At 63.5% G+C, this 19,199-nt stretch carries 17 protein-coding genes and 1 pseudogene; 4 read left to right on the top strand and 14 right to left on the bottom strand.

The genetic code is table 11. From position 1 onward, the window contains the following. Positions 1-94: 94 nt before the first annotated feature. Entirely contained in the window at positions 95-1,630 is a 1,536-nt protein-coding gene (locus MMB49_RS04475; protein WP_182298092.1) for an aminotransferase class I/II-fold pyridoxal phosphate-dependent enzyme, read from the bottom strand. A gap of 350 nt (positions 1,631-1,980) precedes the next feature. Here MMB49_RS04475 and MMB49_RS04470 point away from each other — a divergent pair, with 350 nt between their 5' ends. Beyond that, on the top strand, positions 1,981-2,121 hold the full coding sequence (locus tag MMB49_RS04470; protein WP_003816806.1) for a hypothetical protein: 141 nt from the start codon (positions 1,981-1,983) through the stop codon (positions 2,119-2,121). 56 nt (positions 2,122-2,177) lie between these two features. Here the strand turns inward: MMB49_RS04470 and hemW are convergent, their stop codons facing one another. Both hemW and lepA read right to left on the bottom strand, forming a co-directional pair. Next, positions 2,178-3,428 carry a radical SAM family heme chaperone HemW gene (hemW, locus tag MMB49_RS04465; protein WP_047272134.1) on the bottom strand — a complete coding sequence of 417 codons (1,251 nt, stop codon included), beginning with the start codon at positions 3,426-3,428 and terminating at the stop codon, positions 2,178-2,180. Between the two features lie 158 nt (positions 3,429-3,586). Further along, on the bottom strand, positions 3,587-5,467 hold the full coding sequence (gene lepA, locus MMB49_RS04460; RefSeq protein ID WP_013363424.1) for a translation elongation factor 4: 1,881 nt from the start codon (positions 5,465-5,467) through the stop codon (positions 3,587-3,589). 208 nt (positions 5,468-5,675) lie between these two features. On the opposite strand from lepA, the gene rpsT reads away from it, so the two are divergent. Then, complete coding sequence (rpsT, locus tag MMB49_RS04455; protein ID WP_003812925.1) at positions 5,676-5,936, top strand: 30S ribosomal protein S20; 261 nt, start codon at positions 5,676-5,678, stop codon at positions 5,934-5,936. Positions 5,937-6,073: 137 nt separating this feature from the next. Here the strand turns inward: rpsT and MMB49_RS04450 are convergent, their stop codons facing one another. The 6 genes and pseudogenes from MMB49_RS04450 to MMB49_RS04430 form a co-directional block, all read right to left on the bottom strand. After that, positions 6,074-6,796 carry a trimeric intracellular cation channel family protein gene (locus tag MMB49_RS04450; protein ID WP_082247898.1) on the bottom strand — a complete coding sequence of 241 codons (723 nt, stop codon included), beginning with the start codon at positions 6,794-6,796 and terminating at the stop codon, positions 6,074-6,076. Between the two features lie 126 nt (positions 6,797-6,922). After that, on the bottom strand, positions 6,923-7,057 hold the full coding sequence (locus tag MMB49_RS04445) for a hypothetical protein (RefSeq protein ID WP_261804419.1): 135 nt from the start codon (positions 7,055-7,057) through the stop codon (positions 6,923-6,925). Between the two features lie 11 nt (positions 7,058-7,068). After that, positions 7,069-7,494 (bottom strand): AAA family ATPase, encoded by a 426-nt coding sequence (locus MMB49_RS09650; RefSeq protein ID WP_052773314.1) that lies wholly within the window; start codon positions 7,492-7,494, stop codon positions 7,069-7,071. Continuing rightward, positions 7,409-7,876, bottom strand: a pseudogene (locus tag MMB49_RS04440) (hypothetical protein); the annotation flags it as partial. The pseudogene MMB49_RS04440 and the gene MMB49_RS09650, both read right to left, overlap by 86 nt. Positions 7,877-8,009: 133 nt before the next feature. Next, a complete protein-coding gene (locus MMB49_RS04435; RefSeq protein WP_003816817.1) occupies positions 8,010-9,137 on the bottom strand; it encodes a branched-chain amino acid aminotransferase in 1,128 nt (375 codons plus the stop codon). 215 nt (positions 9,138-9,352) lie between these two features. Next, positions 9,353-9,985 carry a 50S ribosomal protein L25/general stress protein Ctc gene (locus MMB49_RS04430; protein ID WP_047272114.1) on the bottom strand — a complete coding sequence of 211 codons (633 nt, stop codon included), beginning with the start codon at positions 9,983-9,985 and terminating at the stop codon, positions 9,353-9,355. 314 nt (positions 9,986-10,299) lie between these two features. On the opposite strand from MMB49_RS04430, the gene MMB49_RS04425 reads away from it, so the two are divergent. Continuing rightward, positions 10,300-11,292 carry an alpha/beta hydrolase gene (locus MMB49_RS04425; RefSeq protein ID WP_047272112.1) on the top strand — a complete coding sequence of 331 codons (993 nt, stop codon included), beginning with the start codon at positions 10,300-10,302 and terminating at the stop codon, positions 11,290-11,292. 136 nt (positions 11,293-11,428) lie between these two features. Here the strand turns inward: MMB49_RS04425 and MMB49_RS04420 are convergent, their stop codons facing one another. The 3 genes from MMB49_RS04420 to MMB49_RS04410 are packed head-to-tail and all read right to left on the bottom strand — an operon-like array spanning position 11,429 to position 14,331. After that, on the bottom strand, positions 11,429-12,874 hold the full coding sequence (locus MMB49_RS04420) for an NAD(P)(+) transhydrogenase (Re/Si-specific) subunit beta (protein ID WP_047272110.1): 1,446 nt from the start codon (positions 12,872-12,874) through the stop codon (positions 11,429-11,431). After that, positions 12,874-13,188 (bottom strand): NAD(P) transhydrogenase subunit alpha, encoded by a 315-nt coding sequence (locus MMB49_RS04415; protein ID WP_003816822.1) that lies wholly within the window; start codon positions 13,186-13,188, stop codon positions 12,874-12,876. Before MMB49_RS04415 ends, MMB49_RS04420 begins: the two co-directional genes overlap by 1 nt. A 3-nt stretch (positions 13,189-13,191) precedes the next feature. After that, on the bottom strand, positions 13,192-14,331 hold the full coding sequence (locus MMB49_RS04410) for an NAD(P) transhydrogenase subunit alpha (RefSeq protein WP_003816824.1): 1,140 nt from the start codon (positions 14,329-14,331) through the stop codon (positions 13,192-13,194). Positions 14,332-14,550: 219 nt separating this feature from the next. On the opposite strand from MMB49_RS04410, the gene MMB49_RS04405 reads away from it, so the two are divergent. Beyond that, the gene (locus MMB49_RS04405; RefSeq protein ID WP_047272108.1) at positions 14,551-16,587 is read left to right on the top strand and encodes an AMP-dependent synthetase/ligase; all 2,037 of its coding nucleotides are present in this window, start codon (positions 14,551-14,553) and stop codon (positions 16,585-16,587) included. Positions 16,588-16,687: 100 nt separating this feature from the next. Here the strand turns inward: MMB49_RS04405 and era are convergent, their stop codons facing one another. Next, positions 16,688-17,659, bottom strand: a complete 972-nt coding sequence (era, locus tag MMB49_RS04400; RefSeq protein WP_229941018.1) for a GTPase Era — start codon at positions 17,657-17,659, stop codon at positions 16,688-16,690. Positions 17,660-17,746: 87 nt separating this feature from the next. Beyond that, positions 17,747-19,165 (bottom strand): hemolysin family protein, encoded by a 1,419-nt coding sequence (locus MMB49_RS04395; RefSeq protein WP_003816896.1) that lies wholly within the window; start codon positions 19,163-19,165, stop codon positions 17,747-17,749. Between the last annotated feature and the right edge of the window lie 34 nt (positions 19,166-19,199).

Raw genomic sequence — 19,199 nt, 5'->3', positions numbered from 1 at the left:
GTGTGAAATCGCCGTTTCGGAGCCTCAAAACGGCGATTTCACACGGGGAATCACGGATAACGGCTTTTTCGACCCGTATTGTGATGCCCGCCGACTACTGCCGGTAGCAGCTGAGGAAGTCGGTGAGCTTTTCCGTCGCGTCCTTGAGCACTTCGATGCGCGGCAGGTAGACGATGCGGAAGTGGTCCGGCTCATGCCAGTTGAACCCGCCGCCGCGCGTGATGAGGATGCGCTTGTCATGCAGCAGGTCAAGCGCGAACTGCTCATCATCAGTGATGTTGAACTTCTTCACGTCGAGCTTGGGGAAGATGTAGAACGCGGCCTTCGGCTTGACCGCGGTGACGCCGGGAATCGAGTTCAACGCGTTGTAGATGTATTCGCGCTGCTCGTACAGACGGCCGCCGGGCACAATGTAGTCGTTGACGCTCTGGTGGCCGCCGAGGGCGGTCTGCACGATCGACTGGGCGGGCACGTTCGAGCAGATGCGCATGTTGGTGAGCATGTTGATGCCCTCGATGTAGTCCTTCGCGATGGACTTGTTGCCGCTGAGCACCATCCATCCGATGCGGTAGCCCGCGATCATGTGCGACTTCGACAGGCCGGAGAACGTGACACAGAACAGGTCCGGGGCCATGGACGCGATCGAGACGTGCTGGAGACCGTCCATCACCAGACGGTCGTAGATCTCGTCGGAGAAGATCATCAGCTGGTGTTCGCGGGCCAGGTCGACGATCTGCTGCAGCACCTCCTTCGGGTAGAGGGCGCCGGTCGGATTGTTCGGGTTGATCAGGACGATGGCGACGGTGCGGTCGGTAATCTTGCTGCGCATGTCGTCGATGTCCGGGTACCATTCGGATTCCTCGTCGCACACGTAGTGCACGGCGGTGCCGCCGGCCAGGTTGACGCAGGCGGTCCACAGCGGGTAGTCGGGGCTGGGCACCAGCACCTCGTCGCCGTTGTCGAGCAGGGCGGACAACGACAGGTTGATCAGCTCGCTGACGCCGTTGCCGGTGTAGATGTCTTCGATGCCGACATTGGGCAGGTTCTTGAGCTGCGCGTACTGCATGATCGCCTTGCGCGCCGAGAACAGGCCCTTGGACGCGGAGTAGCCTTCCGTGTCGCTGAGTTGCCGGGACATGTCGTAGACGACCTCGTCCGGCGTGCGGAAGCCGAACGGCGCGGGATTGCCGATGTTGAGCTTGAGCACGTGCATGCCGGACTGCTCCATGCGGGCGGCCTCGTCGACGACCGGTCCGCGCACGTCGTACAGCACGTTGTCAAGTTTGGTGGATTTGTTGAAGTGGCGCATGGGTGTTCCTTCCGGTTCGTGTGATGGTGACGTTGTCTGGGGTGCGGGCGCTTGGGATGATGGCGTGCGTGGCGCGTCGGCCCGGCCGCCGGGATTGTCCGGCACCCGTTTCGGCTGCGCCGGCATGCCGGGCCGTCCGCGATCATGGCCGAGCAGCCATTGCTCGTCGACCTGCAGTGTATCGGCGAGGAACCTGAGCGTATCCGCGCGGGGCGTCGTCTTGCCGCTGACATATTGGCTGATGTGGCTTTTGCCGAGTTTGACACCTGACGCCTGGGCGGCACGCACGATGTCGACCTGTCTGAGGTGACGGGCGTTCATGGCGGTTCTCAGCCGCGTCGCGAAGCTCTCCAATGACTTCCTCAATTCACGTTGGTTCAAAGTTCAAATTCTGGTTCAAAAGAATATCACGGCTTTGTCAGCGAAACAACCTGAGTTCAATTTTATCTGTATTGAACTTTTCTCCGATGGACATATTTAGTCTGCTTACAACCCAAAAGGTGCTAGCACGGCAGCGAAGCTGCACGGTACGAGACCGCGGCGGAACGCGAGAGACTGCGAAGCTCTCTGCGCAAGGTAATCGAGAATCTTCAAGCCTGACGCAACAGGCATCCCGTCGACCTGCCTTCCAGCACTACATCGGGCAGAACACACGAAAGGAGTCATGATTCATGCCGTATTCCATCAAGCGGCTGATATGCTTTCTGGCGGGAATCGCCATCGAATCCTTCGGCATCGCACTCATCACGAAAAGCGACCTCGGAACCTCGCCGATCTCCAGCATAGCCTGGGTGACGCATTCTCCATCGTGAGCAAGGTGAAGTTCGGCACGGTCAAGGTCTGCTTCGACGTTTCACTGCCGGAGCCACTACAGGCCGACCGCGCCGAACATGCGCTCGATGACGGCGTCGTTGAGCAACCGGCCTCTCCTCGTGGCGACGGCATGGCCCGTCGTCGGGTCGAGGGTGATGAGGCCATCCCCGACCAGCGGCGTGAGGCACGCGTCGTCGATGATGCGCAGCGTTCCCTGCGCCGCATCCTGCGCCCGGTTCACCGCTTCGATATGCCGATTGACGCGGCCGATGTCGAGCCCTTCCCGAATGCGCAGGCCAAGCATGATGAGCTCTTCAAGGTTCTCCGTGGGCGATATGGTCTCATCGCCCGACCACGGCACACGCCCGTCGTTGATGGCCATCCCCCACATGCGCGGATGCGCGATGTCCCAACCGCGCATCGATGTGGAGGTCACGGAAGCCGAAACGTCTCCAGCGGCGTCGCTGTTCGCGGCGGCACCGTCTGTGGAGCTGCCCATAACCGTGTTGTAGTGGCTGTGCGCTCCAGGGCCCAGGCCGGCCCAGTCGACGTTGCGCCAATACCCGAGATTGTGCCGGCTCTCATAGCCCGGGCGCGACCAGTTCGAGATCTCGTACCATTCTAGGCCCGCCGCGGCGAACAGTTCATCGGCGATCTCGTATTTCGCTGCCTCGTCGTCATCGTCGGGCTTGGGCAATGTGCCCGCCGCGATCTGTCGACCCATCTTCGTGGTCGGTTCCACGGTAAGTGCATAGGCGGAGACATGGTTCACGCCAAGATCGACTGCCGTGCGCACCGAGTCCCGCCAATCGTCAAGGCTCTCCCCCGGCGCCCCGTAGATCAGATCCACGCTGGAGCGCAGGCCGGCCCTGTCGGCCGCCCTGACACCGACCTCCACATTGGCGGGCGTATGCGTGCGGTCGAGGGTTTTCAACACATGCGGCACGGCTGACTGCATGCCGAATGACACGCGGGTGAACCCTCCTTCCGCGAGCGCGCCGATATAGCGCTCGTCGACCGTGTCGGGATTCGCCTCGGTGGTGATCTCCGCCTCCGGTTCGATGCCCCACAGGCCGCGGACCGCGTCCAGCATCATTACCAGATCGCGCGCCGGCAGAATAGTGGGTGTGCCGCCGCCGAAGAACACCGTGGAGACGGGCGGCTCCTCGATGCCGTGCACGAGCTGCCAATCGCGCACGAGACGCATCTCACGCACCACCATGTTCGCGTAATTGCCGCGGGACGCGCCCGCGCCCATGTCCGTGGCCGTGTATGTGTTGAAATCGCAGTAGCCGCAACGCCGCATGCAGAACGGCACATGGATGTAGATTTCGTAGCCTGCCGCATCGCCCGCGTTGGCGGGGGTTGTCGGCGTAGCCGGCTGAAGGCGGTCATTCGCTGGACCACCCCCAGCCAGCCTTCGGCTGTCAGCCCCCGCCAGCGGGGGCATATCAAAGACCTCCATCAGCCTTCCGTCTTCTGCGCGGCGCGGATCTTATCCTTGGTGTCGCGGTCGTTGCCGGCCTCGCCGGTGGACAGGGCCGCGATGAACGCCTCCTGCGGCACCTCGACGTGGCCGAGCATCTTCATGCGCTTCTTGCCGGCCTTCTGCTTTTCGAGTAGCTTGCGCTTACGGGTGATGTCGCCGCCGTAGCATTTGGCGAGCACGTCCTTGCGCAGTGCACGGATGTTCTCGCGTGCGATGATGCGCGATCCGATCGCCGCCTGAATCGGGATCTCGAACTGCTGGCGGGGAATCAGCTCGCGCAGCTTCTTGGTCATCATCACGCCGTAGCTGTATGCCTTGTCGCGATGCACGATGGCGCTGAACGCGTCGACCTTCTCGCCCTGGATGAGGATGTCGACCTTGACGAGGTCCGCGGCCTGCTCGCCGTCCTCATGGTAGTCGAGTGACGCGTAGCCCTTGGTGCGGGACTTGAGCTGGTCGAAGAAGTCGAACACAATCTCGGCGAGCGGGATGCGGTAGTGCATCTCCACGCGGTCGGTGGAGATGTATTCCATCGTGCCCATGATGCCGCGGTGGTCCTGACACAGGTCCATCACCGAACCAATGAAATCCTTCGGCGTGATGATGTCGGCAGCGACCATCGGCTCGACGATCTTCTTGATCTTGCCGTCCGGGAATTCACTCGGGTTGGTCACCCGGTGCACGGTGTTGTCCTCGGCGGTCACCTCATACGGAACGTTCGGCGCGGTGGAGATCAGGTCGAGACCGAACTCGCGTTCCAGACGCTCCGAGACGATCTCCATGTGCAGCAAGCCGAGGAACCCGCATCGGAAGCCGAAGCCCAGCGCCACCGACGTCTCGGGCTCGTAGATGAGCGCGGCGTCGTTGAGCTTGAGCTTGTCGAGCGCGTCGCGCAGTTCGGGGAACTGGGCGTTGTCGATCGGGAAGAGACCCGCGTACACCATGGGCTGGGGGTCGCGATAGCCGGGCAACGCCTCGGCTGCAGGGCGGACGGCGGAGGTCACGGTGTCGCCGACCTTGGACTGGCTGACGTCCTTCGCGCCGGTGATGATGTAGCCGACCTCGCCGGCGCCGAGCGCCTTGGTGGGGGTCATGTCGGGGCTGATGACGCCAATCTCGATGGGCTCGTGCGTCATGCCGATGCCCATCATGTGCACCTTCTCACGCGACTTGAGCTCACCGTCCTCCATACGGATATAGGTGACGATGCCGCGGTACGAGTCGTACACCGAGTCGAAGATCAGCGCACGTGCCGGCGCCTTCGGGTCGCCGTGCGGAGCGGGAATCTCCATGACGATATGGTCGAGCAGATCGGCGACGCCTTCGCCGGTCTTGCCCGACACGCGCAGCACGTCGCTCGGCTTGCATCCGATCAGTCCCGCGATCTCCTCCGCGTGCTTGTCCGGCTCGGCACTGGGCAGGTCGATCTTGTTGAGCACGGGGATGATGGCCAGATCGTGGTCGATGGCCATGTACAGGTTGGACAGCGTCTGCGCCTCGATGCCCTGCGTCGCGTCGACGAGCAGCACCGCGCCCTCGCATGCGGCCAGCGCGCGCGACACCTCATACGTGAAATCCACGTGGCCGGGGGTGTCGATCATGCCGAGCGTGTACTCGGTGCCCTCGAAGGTCCACGGCACGCGCACGGCCTGCGATTTGATGGTGATGCCGCGCTCCTGCTCGATGTCCATGCGGTCGAGGAAGCGGTCACGCATCTCGCGCTCAGGAACGATGCCGCTCAGTTGCAGAATGCGGTCGGCCACCGTGGACTTGCCGTGGTCGATGTGCGCGATGATGCAGAAATTCCGGATTAGCGACTGATCGGTAAACCCTGGCTTGTTCTTCGGCTCAATCACCCTGATCCGGTTCCTTTCGTCCGTGGTGCTCGTTCGTCGCGGGCCTTTGGCATCGTAAATGTGACGCCATGTGCCGCAAGTCACCAAGTTTACCGGTCACCGTCGGCAATTTCCCGACGACACACGGAACACGGGGTCGGTTTTATCCGAACATCGTGGTAGCATGACTCCCTGTATGTCCTTATAGCAAACGTCGTTTGGAGAAAACGTGGCAAACATTAAGTCGCAGAAGAAGCGCGTGCTCACCAATGAGAAGGCGCACAAGCGTAACGTGGCCGTCAAGTCCAGCCTGAAGACCGCCATCCGCGCAACCCGTGAGGCCATCGCCGCCGGCGATAAGGCCGCTGCCGAAGCCGCCTACAAGGTCGCTTCCCAGAAGCTCGACAAGGCCGCCGGCGCTGGCGTGATTCACAAGAACCAGGCCGCCAACCGCAAGTCGGGCATGGCAGTCGCCATCAACAACATGTGAGCATGACCGTCTGACGGTCGTCACAGCATAAGACCCCCGCGGAACCGCAAGGTTCCCGGGGGTTCTTTCGTGTTAGCCGGCCACCCCCACCCGCCAGCGGGGGCTCCCGCGAAGCGGGTGGGGGTGGTCCGAAAGCGTCAAGCCCGAGACTGGTCTTTGTCGTCATCGCCGCCATCGTGGGCATCGGGATGGATGACCGGGCGTTTCAGATACCGCGACTCGCTGGGAAGATACGTGTTGTGCCGCTTGACCGCGCCGGGAAGCATGATGCTGAACTTGACCGACAGCAGACGCATGACCACGACCAGCACGACGATCGCGCAGTCGAGCACCACCTCGGCCGTGAAATCCAGCATCTTCCATTGCACTCCCCTGCACACGAACACGGTGAGCACGCATCCGACCGCGGAAGGAACCGCGTACAGGTGCTTGTCACGGATGATCATCGGCACGTCGTTCAGGAGCATGTCCCGGACCAGACCGCCGCCCAGCGCGGTGAACATGCCCATGAATACCGCCGTCATGCCGGAGGTTCCCAAATCGAGCGCCTTCGAGGTGCCGTTCACCGCGAACAAGCCGACCTCCAAGGCGTCGATGGTCAGCATCGACCATCTGAGCTTGTCCACTTCCGGATGGATCACGGCGATAGCCAGGCCCGACACCAGTGCGGTCAGCACGAACCCGCGGTCGGAGATGCCCACCGGCGGCAGGGAGCCGAGCATCACGTCACGGATGATGCCGCCGCCCAACGCGGTCAGCCATGCGGTGATCAGCATGGCGAACAGGTCATAGTTCTTGCGAACCGCGCATAGACCGCCCATCAGCCCGCTGCAGAACACCGCAAGATATTCGATGCCCATGAAAAAGGCATTGCTTTCCAGTGCCAGTTCCTCCACGTGCCACTCCTCGCCAACATCACAACCATCCGGCCGTACATGAGCCTACCGCAAGCCGGCTACCCGAACTAGAATCGGCTCCGATCCGGGTCAGGATCTCGCCGACCTTGATCCGATGTCGCGTTTCTTGAACGTCTGTCGCTCATAGGTCAGGTCGATGCCGTTCTCCTTGCGCTCCACGCGCACGGAGAACGATCCCGGGGATGTGTCGCCGTGCGCGACCACCGTGTCATACTTCAGAGCCCGCGGGCGTTGATCGTGCGTGTGTTCCGACGTCCTTCGAGGAACGCCTCTCGAGTGAAATTGCAGGCGAATACGTCGCTCTCGCCGCGCACCGGTGTGACCCGGACGTACGGGTCGGCGATCATGCGTTTAAGCAGGTTGCCGTTCGGGTCTCCGGGATTGAGCGGGCGGAACATCACGTGGTGGAACCGCTTCCACGACGAGCGGATGTACTCCTCCGGCACATGGTCGGCACGCGGCCGGGCCTCGTTGCGGCGCAGCAGCTCGTCCAGGGGCACGTCGAAATCCTCCGTCCGCCAGATTGCCCCGTGCCGTGTGGCGAGCCGCGCCAGCTCATTCGCATACGCCGGGTTCGCATGCTGCGCGTCGACGACCACATCCCAGCCGGCGTCGAGTGAGATCACGCAATGCGGCCACATGTTGGCGGGGTCGGACGCCCAGTTCTGCGCCCATGTCGACTTGCCGGAGCCCGGCAGTCCGCGCAGAATTGACGTTGAGCGATTCCGGCCGCGCACCCGCGGCAGACAGCTGATGCGTGTGACCGTACAGCAGCTTGCGTCCGTCGAACGGCAGCGCCTGATCGTGGAATCGAACCGCGTCATCGGGCCATCCGTACGCGAGGTCTTCGCGATATGGGAAGTGCGACAGGTTGACCGTTCCAAGTCCTTCCAGTTCAACGGTGCCGTTCGGTTCGATGCTCTCGAACAGGTTCAGCGCCGGCTTGTTGTCCATCCACCAGTCATCATGGTTGCCGATGACCGCGTGCAGATGACGGCAACGCAGCTGCCGCAGGCAATCCTTATGGGCATATAAACACCACCCTCAGTCTCGCTACGCTCGACAGCTCCCGCCAGCGGGAGCGGGTTCTATACGAAAAGCCCCGCCGGGCTCGATCGAGCCGATGGGCGGGGCTTCACGTAGGACTGGACTGCGCTCAGCAGACCTTCCACATCCAGTTGTGCGGGTCTTCGACCTCGCCGAGCTGGATGCCGAGCAGCTGGTCGCGCAGGTCGATCGTGAGCTTGCCGGATTCGCCGTTGGCCACGGTCACGTCGAACTCCTTGGACTTGAAGCGGCCGATCGGGGTGATGATGGCGGCGGTACCGCAGGCGAACACCTCGGTGACCTCGCCGGACTTGATGTCGTCGAGCAGGTCGGTGAGCTTGATCATCGTCTCGACCACGTCGATGCCGCGATCCTGCATGAGCTGGATCAGGGAGCGGCGGGTCACGCCCGGCAGGATGTTGCCGGTCAGGGACGGGGTCTCCACGTGGCCGTCCTTGTGCACGACCATCATGTTCATGCCGCCGAGCTCCTCAAGGTAGGTCTTGGTGGCGGCGTCCACGAAGCACACCTGCTCGCAGCCGTTGTCGATGCCGGTGTATTCGCCGAGCAGCGAGGCGGCGTAGTTGCCGCCGCACTTGGCGAAGCCGGTGCCGCCGGGGCCGGTGCGGAACCACTTGTCTTCCACCCAGATGCTCACCGGCTTGACGCCGCCCGGGAAGTACGGGCCGGACGGGGAGGCGATCACGCAGTAGTCGACCTCGTGCGGGGCACGCACGCCGAGGAACGGCTCGGAGGCGAACATGAACGGACGCATGTACAGCGTGTACTCGCGGCGGGTGGGCACCCAGTTGACGTCGCGCTTGACGAGGGCCGCCACGGAGCCGAGGAAGTCGTCCACAGACAGCTCGGGCAGGTACAGGCGCTTGGCGGAGTTCTGGAAACGCTCGGCGTTCGCGTCCGGGCGGAACAGCCAAGTGGAGCCGTCGGCGTGGCGGTATGCCTTCAGACCTTCGAAGACCTCCTGGGCGTAGTGCAGCACGGATGCGCCCGGATCCAGCTTCAGCGGCGCGTACGGCTCGATGCGACGGTCGCCCCAGCCCTCGCCCTTGGTCCAGCTCATGTGGGCCATGTTGTCGGAGAAGACCTGACCGAATGCCGGCTTGTCGATGAGCTCCTGGCGCTTCGCGTCGGATGCGGGATTGTCGTTCGGCAGCACGGTGAACGGCTCGGTGAGCTTGTCCAGCGCGGCGGAATCGTGATGATTGTTTTCTGTCATAACCACTTCTTTGATAACGTCGCCGTTTGCGTCACGGCGGCCAGATGGGGCAGTCGGCGCTTCTGGCACCGGCTCTGAGAGATACTTTCTCACACCGATGACGCATTCGGCGTGAGCTCGTTCACATTATGAAAAAAGCCCACGCTTGTGGTGGGCTTTTCTCAAGCGTCACTCCCGTGTGTCACGCGGGAATCCGATGTGCTATGCGAGACGGATCACTTGGCGTCCGCATCGGCCGGAGCGGCAGCAGCGGCATCGGCGTCAGCGGCCGGAGCGGCAGCAGCGGTGGCGGTGGACTCGGTGGTGTCCTCAGGCACCTCGACGCTGACGACGGAGGTCTCCGGATCGTCCATGTCGAGCTCGGCGCCTTCCGGCAGCACGACGTCCTTGAGCAGCACCTTGGTGCCGTCGGTCAGGCCGTCAACGTTGACCACGATGCGCTCGGGCAGGTTGGTGACATCGGCGCGGACCTTGAGCTCCTGCAGGTCGACGAACGCGACGGCGGCACCCTTCGGCGTGCCCTCGACGAACACCGGCACCTCGACGTCGATCTTCTCGCCGGCCTTGACCTCGTAGAAGTCGATGTGTTCAACGATGCGCTTGACGGGGTTGCGCTGCACATCCTTGACGACGGCCAGCTTGGTCTGGCCGCCGAAGGAGATCGAGAACAGCGCGTTCGTGTGGCGCAGGGCCAGCGTGGTCTCCTTCATCGGGAGCTTCACGAACGTCGGCTGGTCGCCGCCCGCGTACAAGGTGGCGGGGATAAGCTTGGCCACGCGCATGCGGCGCGCAGCGCCCTTGCCGAATTCGTCACGGATGTCACCGGCGATCTTGATGGTGTTTGCCATAATGGTTCTCCTTGAGTGTTACTTGTCGTTCTGTCTATTTGACGCCACGACGCGCCGCAGAACTCCCCAAGGAGGGGTGGTATTCAACGCCGAGTCGATTACGGCAGACCCGTTCTCGCGAATCGGAATGCCCTCGCCAAAGCAACGAGAAACAATTATACGGCCGCGCGGGACATTCGATGGAACGTCTATCCCGGCAAACGAATCGAACGCCCGATCCGCCCGGCTGTTTCGTCGTCATGCCGTCATCGACCCCGGCGAGGCCCTACAATGGACGCAATGGGACATGCACCGAATCAGCTGGGAGGTTTGCAATGGCGCGTAACACATCACGGATAGTAGTTGGAGGCGGAATCGCGGCCTCCGTGGTAGCCGGCGCCACTTACGGGCTGGCGAATCTCATGTTCTCGTATGCGCTGGATGCACAGGCGAAGCACTCGATGCTCAGATCCGGCAGGGATGACGGCAAAGTCGCGGACAAGGGACCCCGCCTCGACGCGGCCGAAGAGGTCGAGGCGGCGGATTGGTTCGACCAGTCCAAGCAGCCGGTGGTCATCTCGGCGGAGGACGGCATCCAGCTTCATGGCTGGCTGTTCGATCCCGATTGCGCCGGTGCGAAGCCCCACCTGTATGCGATATGCTGCCACGGGTATTCGGGGCAACCGCAGGATATGGCGAAGTACGCGCATCGTTTCGCCCGTCTCGGGTTCACCGTGCTGGTTCCGGCGCTGCGCGGCCACGGGCTCAGCGAAGGCCGCTATGCGGGCATGGGATGGCTGGATCGCCGTGACCTGATGCGGTGGATATCGCTGATCATCGGCAGCGACGCGGACGCCCGCATCCTGCTGCAGGGCAAGTCCATGGGCGCGGCCGCGGTCATGATGACCGTCGGCGAGCCGGACCTGCCCAGGAACGTCGTGGCGGCGGTCGAGGATTGCGGCTATGCGTCGGTCGGCCAGCAGTTCATCGACTGCGCGCGGTCGATGTTTCACCTGCCGAAGTTCCTCGCCAAGCCGATCGTGACGACGATGGGGGCGATCGCGCGGCGGCGTGCCGGGTACGGTTTCCAGGAAGCCTCGTGCGTGGAACAGCTGAAGCATGCCACGATTCCGATGCTGTTCATCCACGGCGGCGCGGACGATTTCGTGCCGTCCAGGGCTTTGGACGAGAACTTCGACGCCTGCGCGAGCATCGACCGGCAGAAACTGCTGATTCCCTCGGCAGGTCATTCCATGAGCGCCAGCACGGCACCGGTGGTGTACTGGAAGACGGTGACGAATTTCGTCACCCGCGTGTTCGGACTCTGACGGCAGCTTCCCGGCCGCAGCCGCCATGCGCCGACGGAACCGATATGGATATGGGAGTGGGCCCGCTGGATGGATTTCCCCCCCACTCCCATATCGTTTCGCTCCGTTCGGCCCGGCGGGCCGAGTGCGGTGACGGTTACGAGATGAGCTCCTTCACGGCGGCGATGACGGACTGCAGGCCGGCCTTGGCGTCGCCGAACAGCATCTGCGTATTGGGCTCGAAGTACAGCTCGTTCTCGATGCCGGCATAGCCCTTGCCGCGACCGCGCTTCATGACGACCACGTTCTGCGCCTTGTCGACGTCGAGAATCGGCATGCCGGAGACCGGGGTGCCGGGGCGACGCGCGGCCGGGTTGGTCACGTCGTTGGCGCCGACGACCAGGGCCACGTTGGCGGACGGGAACTGCGGGTTGATGTCGTCGAGGTCGATCAGCTCCTCGTACGGCACGTTGGCCTCGGCGAGCAGCACGTTCATGTGACCGGGCATACGTCCCGCGACCGGGTGGATCGCGTACGACACCTCAACGCCATGACCCTTGAGCAGGTCGCCCAGATCGGCCAGCTCGCGCTGCGCCTGGGCCTGCGCCAGACCGAAGCCCGGCACGAAGATGACCTTGTCGGCGTACACCAGCTGCACGGCGACGTCATCGGCGCTGGTCTCCTTCATCGTGCCCTCGGGGCCGTCGGCGTCGCCGCCGGCCGAGGCGCCACCGCCGAAGCCGCCGGCGAGCACGCTCATCAGCGGACGGTTCATGGCCTTGGACATCGCCAGGGAGAGCGTGACTCCGGCCGCGCCGACGAGTGCGCCGGCGACGATCAGCGCGATGTTGTTGATCGCCAGACCGCTCATGGCGACGGCGGTGCCAGTGCAGGCGTTAAGCACCGAGATGACGACGGGCATGTCAGCGCCGCCGATCGGGATGACGAACACCAGACCGTAGCACAGCGCGAACACCGTGGTCAGCACACACCACAGCAGACGCTGCTCGGGCTGCACGCACAGCATGACGAACGAGACGACGGTGAGCACAATGAAGCCGATGTTCCACACGCCCTTCGCGGGGAGGGTGAGCTTGCGCAGGAACTTGACGCCCTGCAGCTTGCCGGCGGCGATCAGCGAGCCGGTGAACGTGACGGAACCGATCATGATGCCAAGTCCGGCGGTGATCAGCACGACCAGCGTCGGCAGCTCCTCGGAGGTGAGGATGTCGTTGAGCGCGACGAGGGCCGCCGCGCCGCCGCCGACCGTGTTGAACACGGAGACGAGCTGCGGCATGTCGGTCATCTTGACCTTCTTCGCGCTCCACACGCCGACGATCGTGCCGATGAGGATGCCGACGATCAGCAGCACGACGGCGACGAGATGCTCGAAGCCGTTGCCGATCTCGGTGACGAACAGCACGATGAACGCCATAACCACCGCCATGACCATGCCGGCCGCGGAGATCAGGTTGCCCTTGCGCGCGGTCTTCGGCGAGTTCATCATGTGCAGGCCGACGACGAACAACACGGCGGCCAGCAGATACACGAACCATTCAACGACGCCAAGCGGGTTGCTCAGCACTTCAGCAAGGGTACCCATTACTTGGCCTCCTCATTCTTGTCGGCGGACTTCTTCGATTTGTCGGACTTGAACATCTCCAGCATGCGGTCGGTGACCACGTAACCGCCGACGACGTTCATCGTGCCGAGCACGGCGGCGAGGAAGATGAACACCCAGGCCAGGAGCGAGGTGGCGTGCGCGGCGACGATGACGACACCGACGATGACGATGCCGTGGATGGAGTTGGCGCCCGACATCAGCGGCGTATGCAGGGTGGCGGGCACCTTGCCGATGACCTCGACGCCGATGAGCAGCGCGAGTATGAACAGTGTGATGGCAACGATGATGTCCATGGATTATTCCTTGCTTTCTGCGGCGGGACGTCCGGCTACGATGAGGGCGTCGTCAAGTTCCTCGTTCAGGTCGATGCTCAGACGACCGTCATGCACGAAGTGGGCGAGCACGTCGCCCACGTTGCGGGCGAGCAGGTTCGAGGCGGTGTTGGAAACCTCGCTGGCGAGATACGGGGCACCGATGATGGTCACTCCCCCATCGGTCACCTGCGTGCCGACGCGGGATCCCTCGACGTTGCCGCCCAAGTCGCTGGCCGCGCAGTCGACGATGACGGCACCGCGCTTGAGGCCGTCCACGCCGGCCTTGGTCAGCAGCATCGGAGGCTTGCGACCGGGAACCTTGGCCGTGGTGATGATGACGTCGAACCCGGCTGCCTTCTGGTCGACGGCCGTCTGCTGGGCGGCCTGCTCCTCGGCGCTGAGCTGGCGGGCGTATCCGCCCTCGCCCTGCCCCTTGGAGAAGTCGAGACCGAGATCGAGGAACTTCGCGCCCAGCGACTCCACTTCGCCGCGCGAAGCGGGACGCACGTCGTACGCGGTGACCACGGCGCCCAGACGGCGGGCGGTGCCGATGGCCTGCAGGCCGGCGATGCCCGCGCCCAGGATCAGCACCTTGGCCGGGCGGATCGTGCCAGCGGCGGTCGTCATCATCGGGAAGAACGAGCCATAGGCGTTCGCCGCCACCAGCGCGGCCTTGTACCCCATGACCGAATTCTGGGACGTCATCTCGTCCATGGACTGCGCGGAGCTGAGCTGGCGAGGCAGCTTCTCCATCGCGACCCCGACAAGACCGGCCGCCTGGAGGGCGTCCACATACGCGGCATCGGTGAACGAGCCGAGCATGCCGATCACCCACGTGCCGGCCTTGAGCCGCGCGACCGTCTCGGCAGACGGACGGTCCACGAATCCGAGCACGTCGGCGCGCGCGATCACATCGTCCGCGGCGACGACCTCGGCCCCCGCCTTGGCGTAATCATCGTCGGTATATTGTGCGGCGATTCCGGCGCCGCTCTGCACCAGGCAGGACACACCTGCTTTCTTCAACCGTGTGACGATATCCGGCGTCAATGCGACGCGGGTTTCGTCCTGCGATGTCTCGTTGAGGACACCGAACACCACGGTGGCTTTCTGGGTTTCAGCCATGAGAGCCCTTTCTTCGTCGAACTCAAGCGTTCTTTGCTTACCGTTGCAAGTGTACCGAAGGAATCGACTTTTGGCGCGTTCCGTTTCACCTGACGAATGGCCGCGGGCGAGCGGGCGACCCGCACGACGCTGTTTCCTACGCTACCGTAAGGTGAAAAGAGGCGTTTTTACGGGTAACATTTATGTGTTAAGCATTATCAGGCCTCCAAGGAGCGTCACGTGTCATTGTTCACCTCAGTAAGACAGCAAGCTGCGAATATCACGCAGAAGGCACTTCGTTTGGGAGGTGACTTCGCGCACCCGATCGGCGACGATTCCTCCAACGGCCCGGATTACGCGGAGAACGACGCTCTTGCCGCGAACGGCGAGGTCAGCCTCCCGAACACCGCCGAATGGGGGCCGGGATACCCGACCACGACGCTGATCGACAGCACGACGGGCCTGCTCACCACGAAGACCGAGGGCAACCCGCCACTTGACGAGGGCATGTCCATCTACGACATCTATGCGGACCGCGCCGAACGCATGGGCGACGAGCCGCTGTACACCTACAAGGACGACTCCGGCAAGTGGGTCACCAGCACAGCGAACGAGACGCTCGCCGACATCCGCAGCGTCGCCAAGGGCCTGCTGCACTACGGGCTGAAGAAGGGCGACGGCGTGGCGTTCATGTGCCGCACCTCCTACGCGTGGGATGTCACGGACGCTGCGGTCATGGCCTGCGGCGGCGTGCTCGCCACCATCTACGACACCGACTCCGCCGAGCAGATCCGCAACATCGTCAACAATTCGGACGCGCGGCTGCTGATCGTCGGGACCGCCGACATGCGCGACAAGGCAGAGGGCGCGATCGAGGAATGCCCGTCGCTGGAGACCATCCTGTGCATCGAGACCGGCGGCCTAGAGGAGATCAAGGCGTACGGGACCGCGGTGAGCGACGAGGAGCTCGACGAGCGCATCGACTCGATCAAGAAGACCGACCTGTGCTCCATCGTGTACACGTCGGGTTCCACGGCGGCACCCAAGGGCGTGGAGATGACGCACGAGCACTACTGCACGACCGCGCTGAACCTGCCCGTCTACATGCCGGACCTGCTGCACAACAAGAAGAACTCCGTGCTGCTGTTCCTGCCGCAGGCGCACTCGTTCGCCCGCGCGATCAACTACATCTGCGTGGCGAGCAACATCAGGATCTACATCGCCCAGGGTATCAAGACGCTGATCGCCGACCTTCAGGTCGCCCGGCCGTCCGTGATGATCGTCGTGCCGCGCGTGCTGGAGAAGGTGTACAACGCGGCGTCCCAGAAAGCCGGCCACGGGCCGAAGGGCGTGGCGTTCGCCGCCGCGGTGGTCGCCGCGCAGAACTACATGAAGGAGCTGGGTGCCAAGGGCAAGGTCGGTGTGCTGGCCAAGACCCGCCGCGCCGCCTTCAACCCGATCGTCTACAAGACGCTGCGCGACGTGCTCGGCGGCCGCGCCCAGTGGATCGTCGCCGGCGGCGCCCCGCTGGACCCCGAACTGCTCGCGTTCTTCCGCGGCGCGAACGTGCCCGTGTACGAGGGCTACGGACTGACGGAGACGACCGCGCCGTGCGCGTTCAACCCACTCGGCGTGCCGTACCATCAGGGTTCCGTCGGCATCGCCTTCCCCGGGTTCGAGCTGCGTGTCGCCGAGGACGAGGAGATTCAGGTCAAGGGCACCGCGGTGTTCCCGAAGTACCACAAGAACGAGGAGGCGACCGAAGGCTCGTTCACCGATGACGGATGGTACCGCACCGGCGACCTGGGCAGGCTCGACAACGACGGCTTCCTGTACATCACCGGCCGCAAGAAGGATCTGATCATCACCGCCGGCGGCAAGAACGTCGCCCCCGGCCCGATCGAAGAGGTCATCCAGCGCTGCGAGTTCGTCTCGCAGGTGCTGGTGCTCGGCGACAAGCGCCCGTTCATCTCCGCGCTGGTGACGCTTGACGAGAAGTCGCTGCGCCCCTGGCTGGAATCCAAGGGCCTCAACCGCGATATGACGATGGAGGAGGCCGCCTCCAACGCCGCAGTGCGCGCCGAAGTGCAGAAGTGGGTGGATCAGGCGAACGAGGGTGTGTCCCGCGCCGAATCGGTGCGTAAATTCATCATCCTGCCCGAGGAGTTCAGCCAGGAGAACGGCCTGCTGACCGCATCGATGAAGGTGATCCGACCCAAGGTCATCCGGCGTTACGCCACACTGCTGAACACGCAGATGTACACCAAGAAGAAGTGACGCTCGACATCCTTCACGCGTGAGGCGGGTGGTTCAACACGATTGTTGAACCACCCGCCTCACGCCGTTTTATCGGTGCCAACGCCCACGCGGCGCGCAATCAGAAGCCGAGCCTCTCCAGCTGCTTGGGGTCGGACTGCCAGCCCTTGGCGACCTTGACATGCAGATCGAGCTTGGCCTTGCCTCCGACGATGCGGTTGACCGGGGTGCGCAGCTTCTTCTTGACGCGCACCAGATGCTCGGCGCCGCGTCCGATGATGATCGGCTTCTGCGAGTCGCGCTCCACGTACACGGAGACCATGACCTGGATCTTGCCTTCGTATGACTGCCCGCTCTCGTTGTCTTCGGGCCGTTCGATGGAGTCCACGACGACGGCCAGCGAATGGGGCAGCTCGTCATCAAGCTCTTCGAGGAACGCGCCGCGGATCAGCTCGGCGATGGTGTCTTCCGGACGCTCCTCACTGACCTGGTCGTCCGGGTACATCTGCGGCCCCTCAGGGGTGTTGTCGATCAGCACCTGGCGGACCTCGTCGAGATTGTCGTGTTCCAGGGCGCTGACGGGCACGATGTCGGAGAAGTCGGCGAACTCGTTGATCTCGATCAGCTTGTCGATGAGCTGCTGGCGGCCCAGCTGGTCGATTTTGGTGACGATGGCGATCAGCGGAACCTTCCACGAGAACGTCCCGTCCTCGCCCTTGGTGGCGAAATCGGTGCGCAGACGGCTTAGGATGCGCTTGTCGCCGGGGCCGATCTCCTGGTCGGCGGGCAGCAGGAACGCGATGGCGTCGATATCCGACAGCGATTCCTCGACGATGTCGTTGAGACGCTGGCCGAGCAGCGTGCGAGGGCGGTGGATGCCGGGCGTATCAACCAGCACGAGCTGCGCGTGGTCGGTGGTGAGGATGCCGCGAATCGCCTTTCGCGTGGTCTCCGGGCGCGATGAGGCGATGGCCACCTGCTTGCCGATCAGCGCGTTGATCAGCGTCGACTTGCCGACGTTCGGTCTGCCGACAACCGCTATGAATCCGGAACGGTACGCCGGCTGGGATTCCTGCTCGTCAGTATTGGTCATATTCGTGTCATGCCTTTTCTTCGCGTTCGGTTTGGTCATTGTTTCTCTACGGTAGCGGTTCACCTTGTCATTGGGCGGACGGCTCCGTCATTTGCCTTGCGGGGAGGCGGACTCGCCGTCCTGTTCGTCGCTGCGGGGCTCATCGTCGTCGGCTGCGGGACCCTGCGACCCGGCCGCCGGCTCCACGACGATCATCGACACCCTCTTGCGTCGGCCTGCCGTGTCGACGGCGGTGAGGCGCAGGCCGCGCGTCACCGCGCTGGAGCCGACGATCGGGACGCGGCCCAGCAGCTTGGTGAGCAGGCCATATACGGTGTCGACGTCGTCCTCGTCGATGTCGATCTCGAACATCTCCTCAAGGGTGGCGATGGGAGTCCTCGCCGGCATCTTCCACTTGCGTTCGCCGATCTTCTCGGGCTCGGAATGCTGCGTGCGGTCGTGCTCATCCTCAAGTTCGCCGACGATCTGCTCGATGGTGTCCTCGATGGTGACCAGTCCGGCGATGCCGCCGTATTCGTCGACGACGATCGCCACATGCTGCCGGGTCTGCTGCATGGCGTGGAACAGGTCATCCACCGGCTTCGACTCGGGAACCAGCATCGGCTGCCTGACGATGGAGGCGACATCGCGCTGCGAGGCGGCGGGATTGAACGCCGTGGCGCGCACGGCGTCCTTGAGATACGCCACGCCGATCAGATCGTCGACGTCGTCGCCGATCACCGGCACGCGGGAGAAACCGGACCGGGAGCACAGACGCAGCATGTCGGCAAGTGTGGCCGTGCGGTCCATGCAGATCATGTCGGTGCGAGGCACCATGATCTCGCGGGTCAGCGTCTCCGACAACGTCAGCACGTTGCGCAGCATCTCAGAGACTTCCGGATCGAAATCATTGGCCTCCACCAGGCGGTCGATGGTGGCACGCCCCTGTTCGAGCTGAATCTTCTCCAGCTCCTCGTCGTCGGACAGGTCCGATTCCTTGGAGCGACGCTTCTGACCCTTCTGCTCGCCCGCCTTCGCAAACGGCGTGATCGCGGTGGCGAACCTGACCAGTCCCGCCAAATTGAGCATGATGTCGATCGGCTTGCTGGCTCCCGCGGACCGCGGGCGGACCAGCACCGAGACGATGCCGACGATCAGCGCGAACAGGAAGCCGCACAGCAGCTGCAGCCAGATCGGCGCATCAAGCAGCGACGCCACGCACGCCACCAGCACGCCGTCGAACACGTTGCATGTGATGCGGAAGAACGCGCAGCTGCCCGAGGTGGCGTACCGGTTGGCGATGAGCCGCTGCACAGTATGGATCTTGCCGATCTTCTTCATCCGGATGAACTGGCTCGTCTCGGTGTCGGTCTGCACTTCGAGGATCTTGTTGTTCAGTCCTGCCCGTGTGACGCGCCCGACCGCACTTTCCGCGGCGGCCATGCTCAACGACAGCCAGACCAGCAGTGCGGCGACGACGACCAACGCGACAACCAGGATAATCGTGGACGTATCGGTCAACGGCATAGGAATCCTTCGTTTGAGTTCATGTGTTCAGCGC

Origin of the sequence: Bifidobacterium sp. SKU (assembly GCF_026016405.1) — a bacterium.
Lineage (GTDB): Bacteria > Actinomycetota > Actinomycetes > Actinomycetales > Bifidobacteriaceae > Bifidobacterium > Bifidobacterium bifidum.
This window is presented reverse-complemented; position numbering and strand designations above follow the sequence as displayed.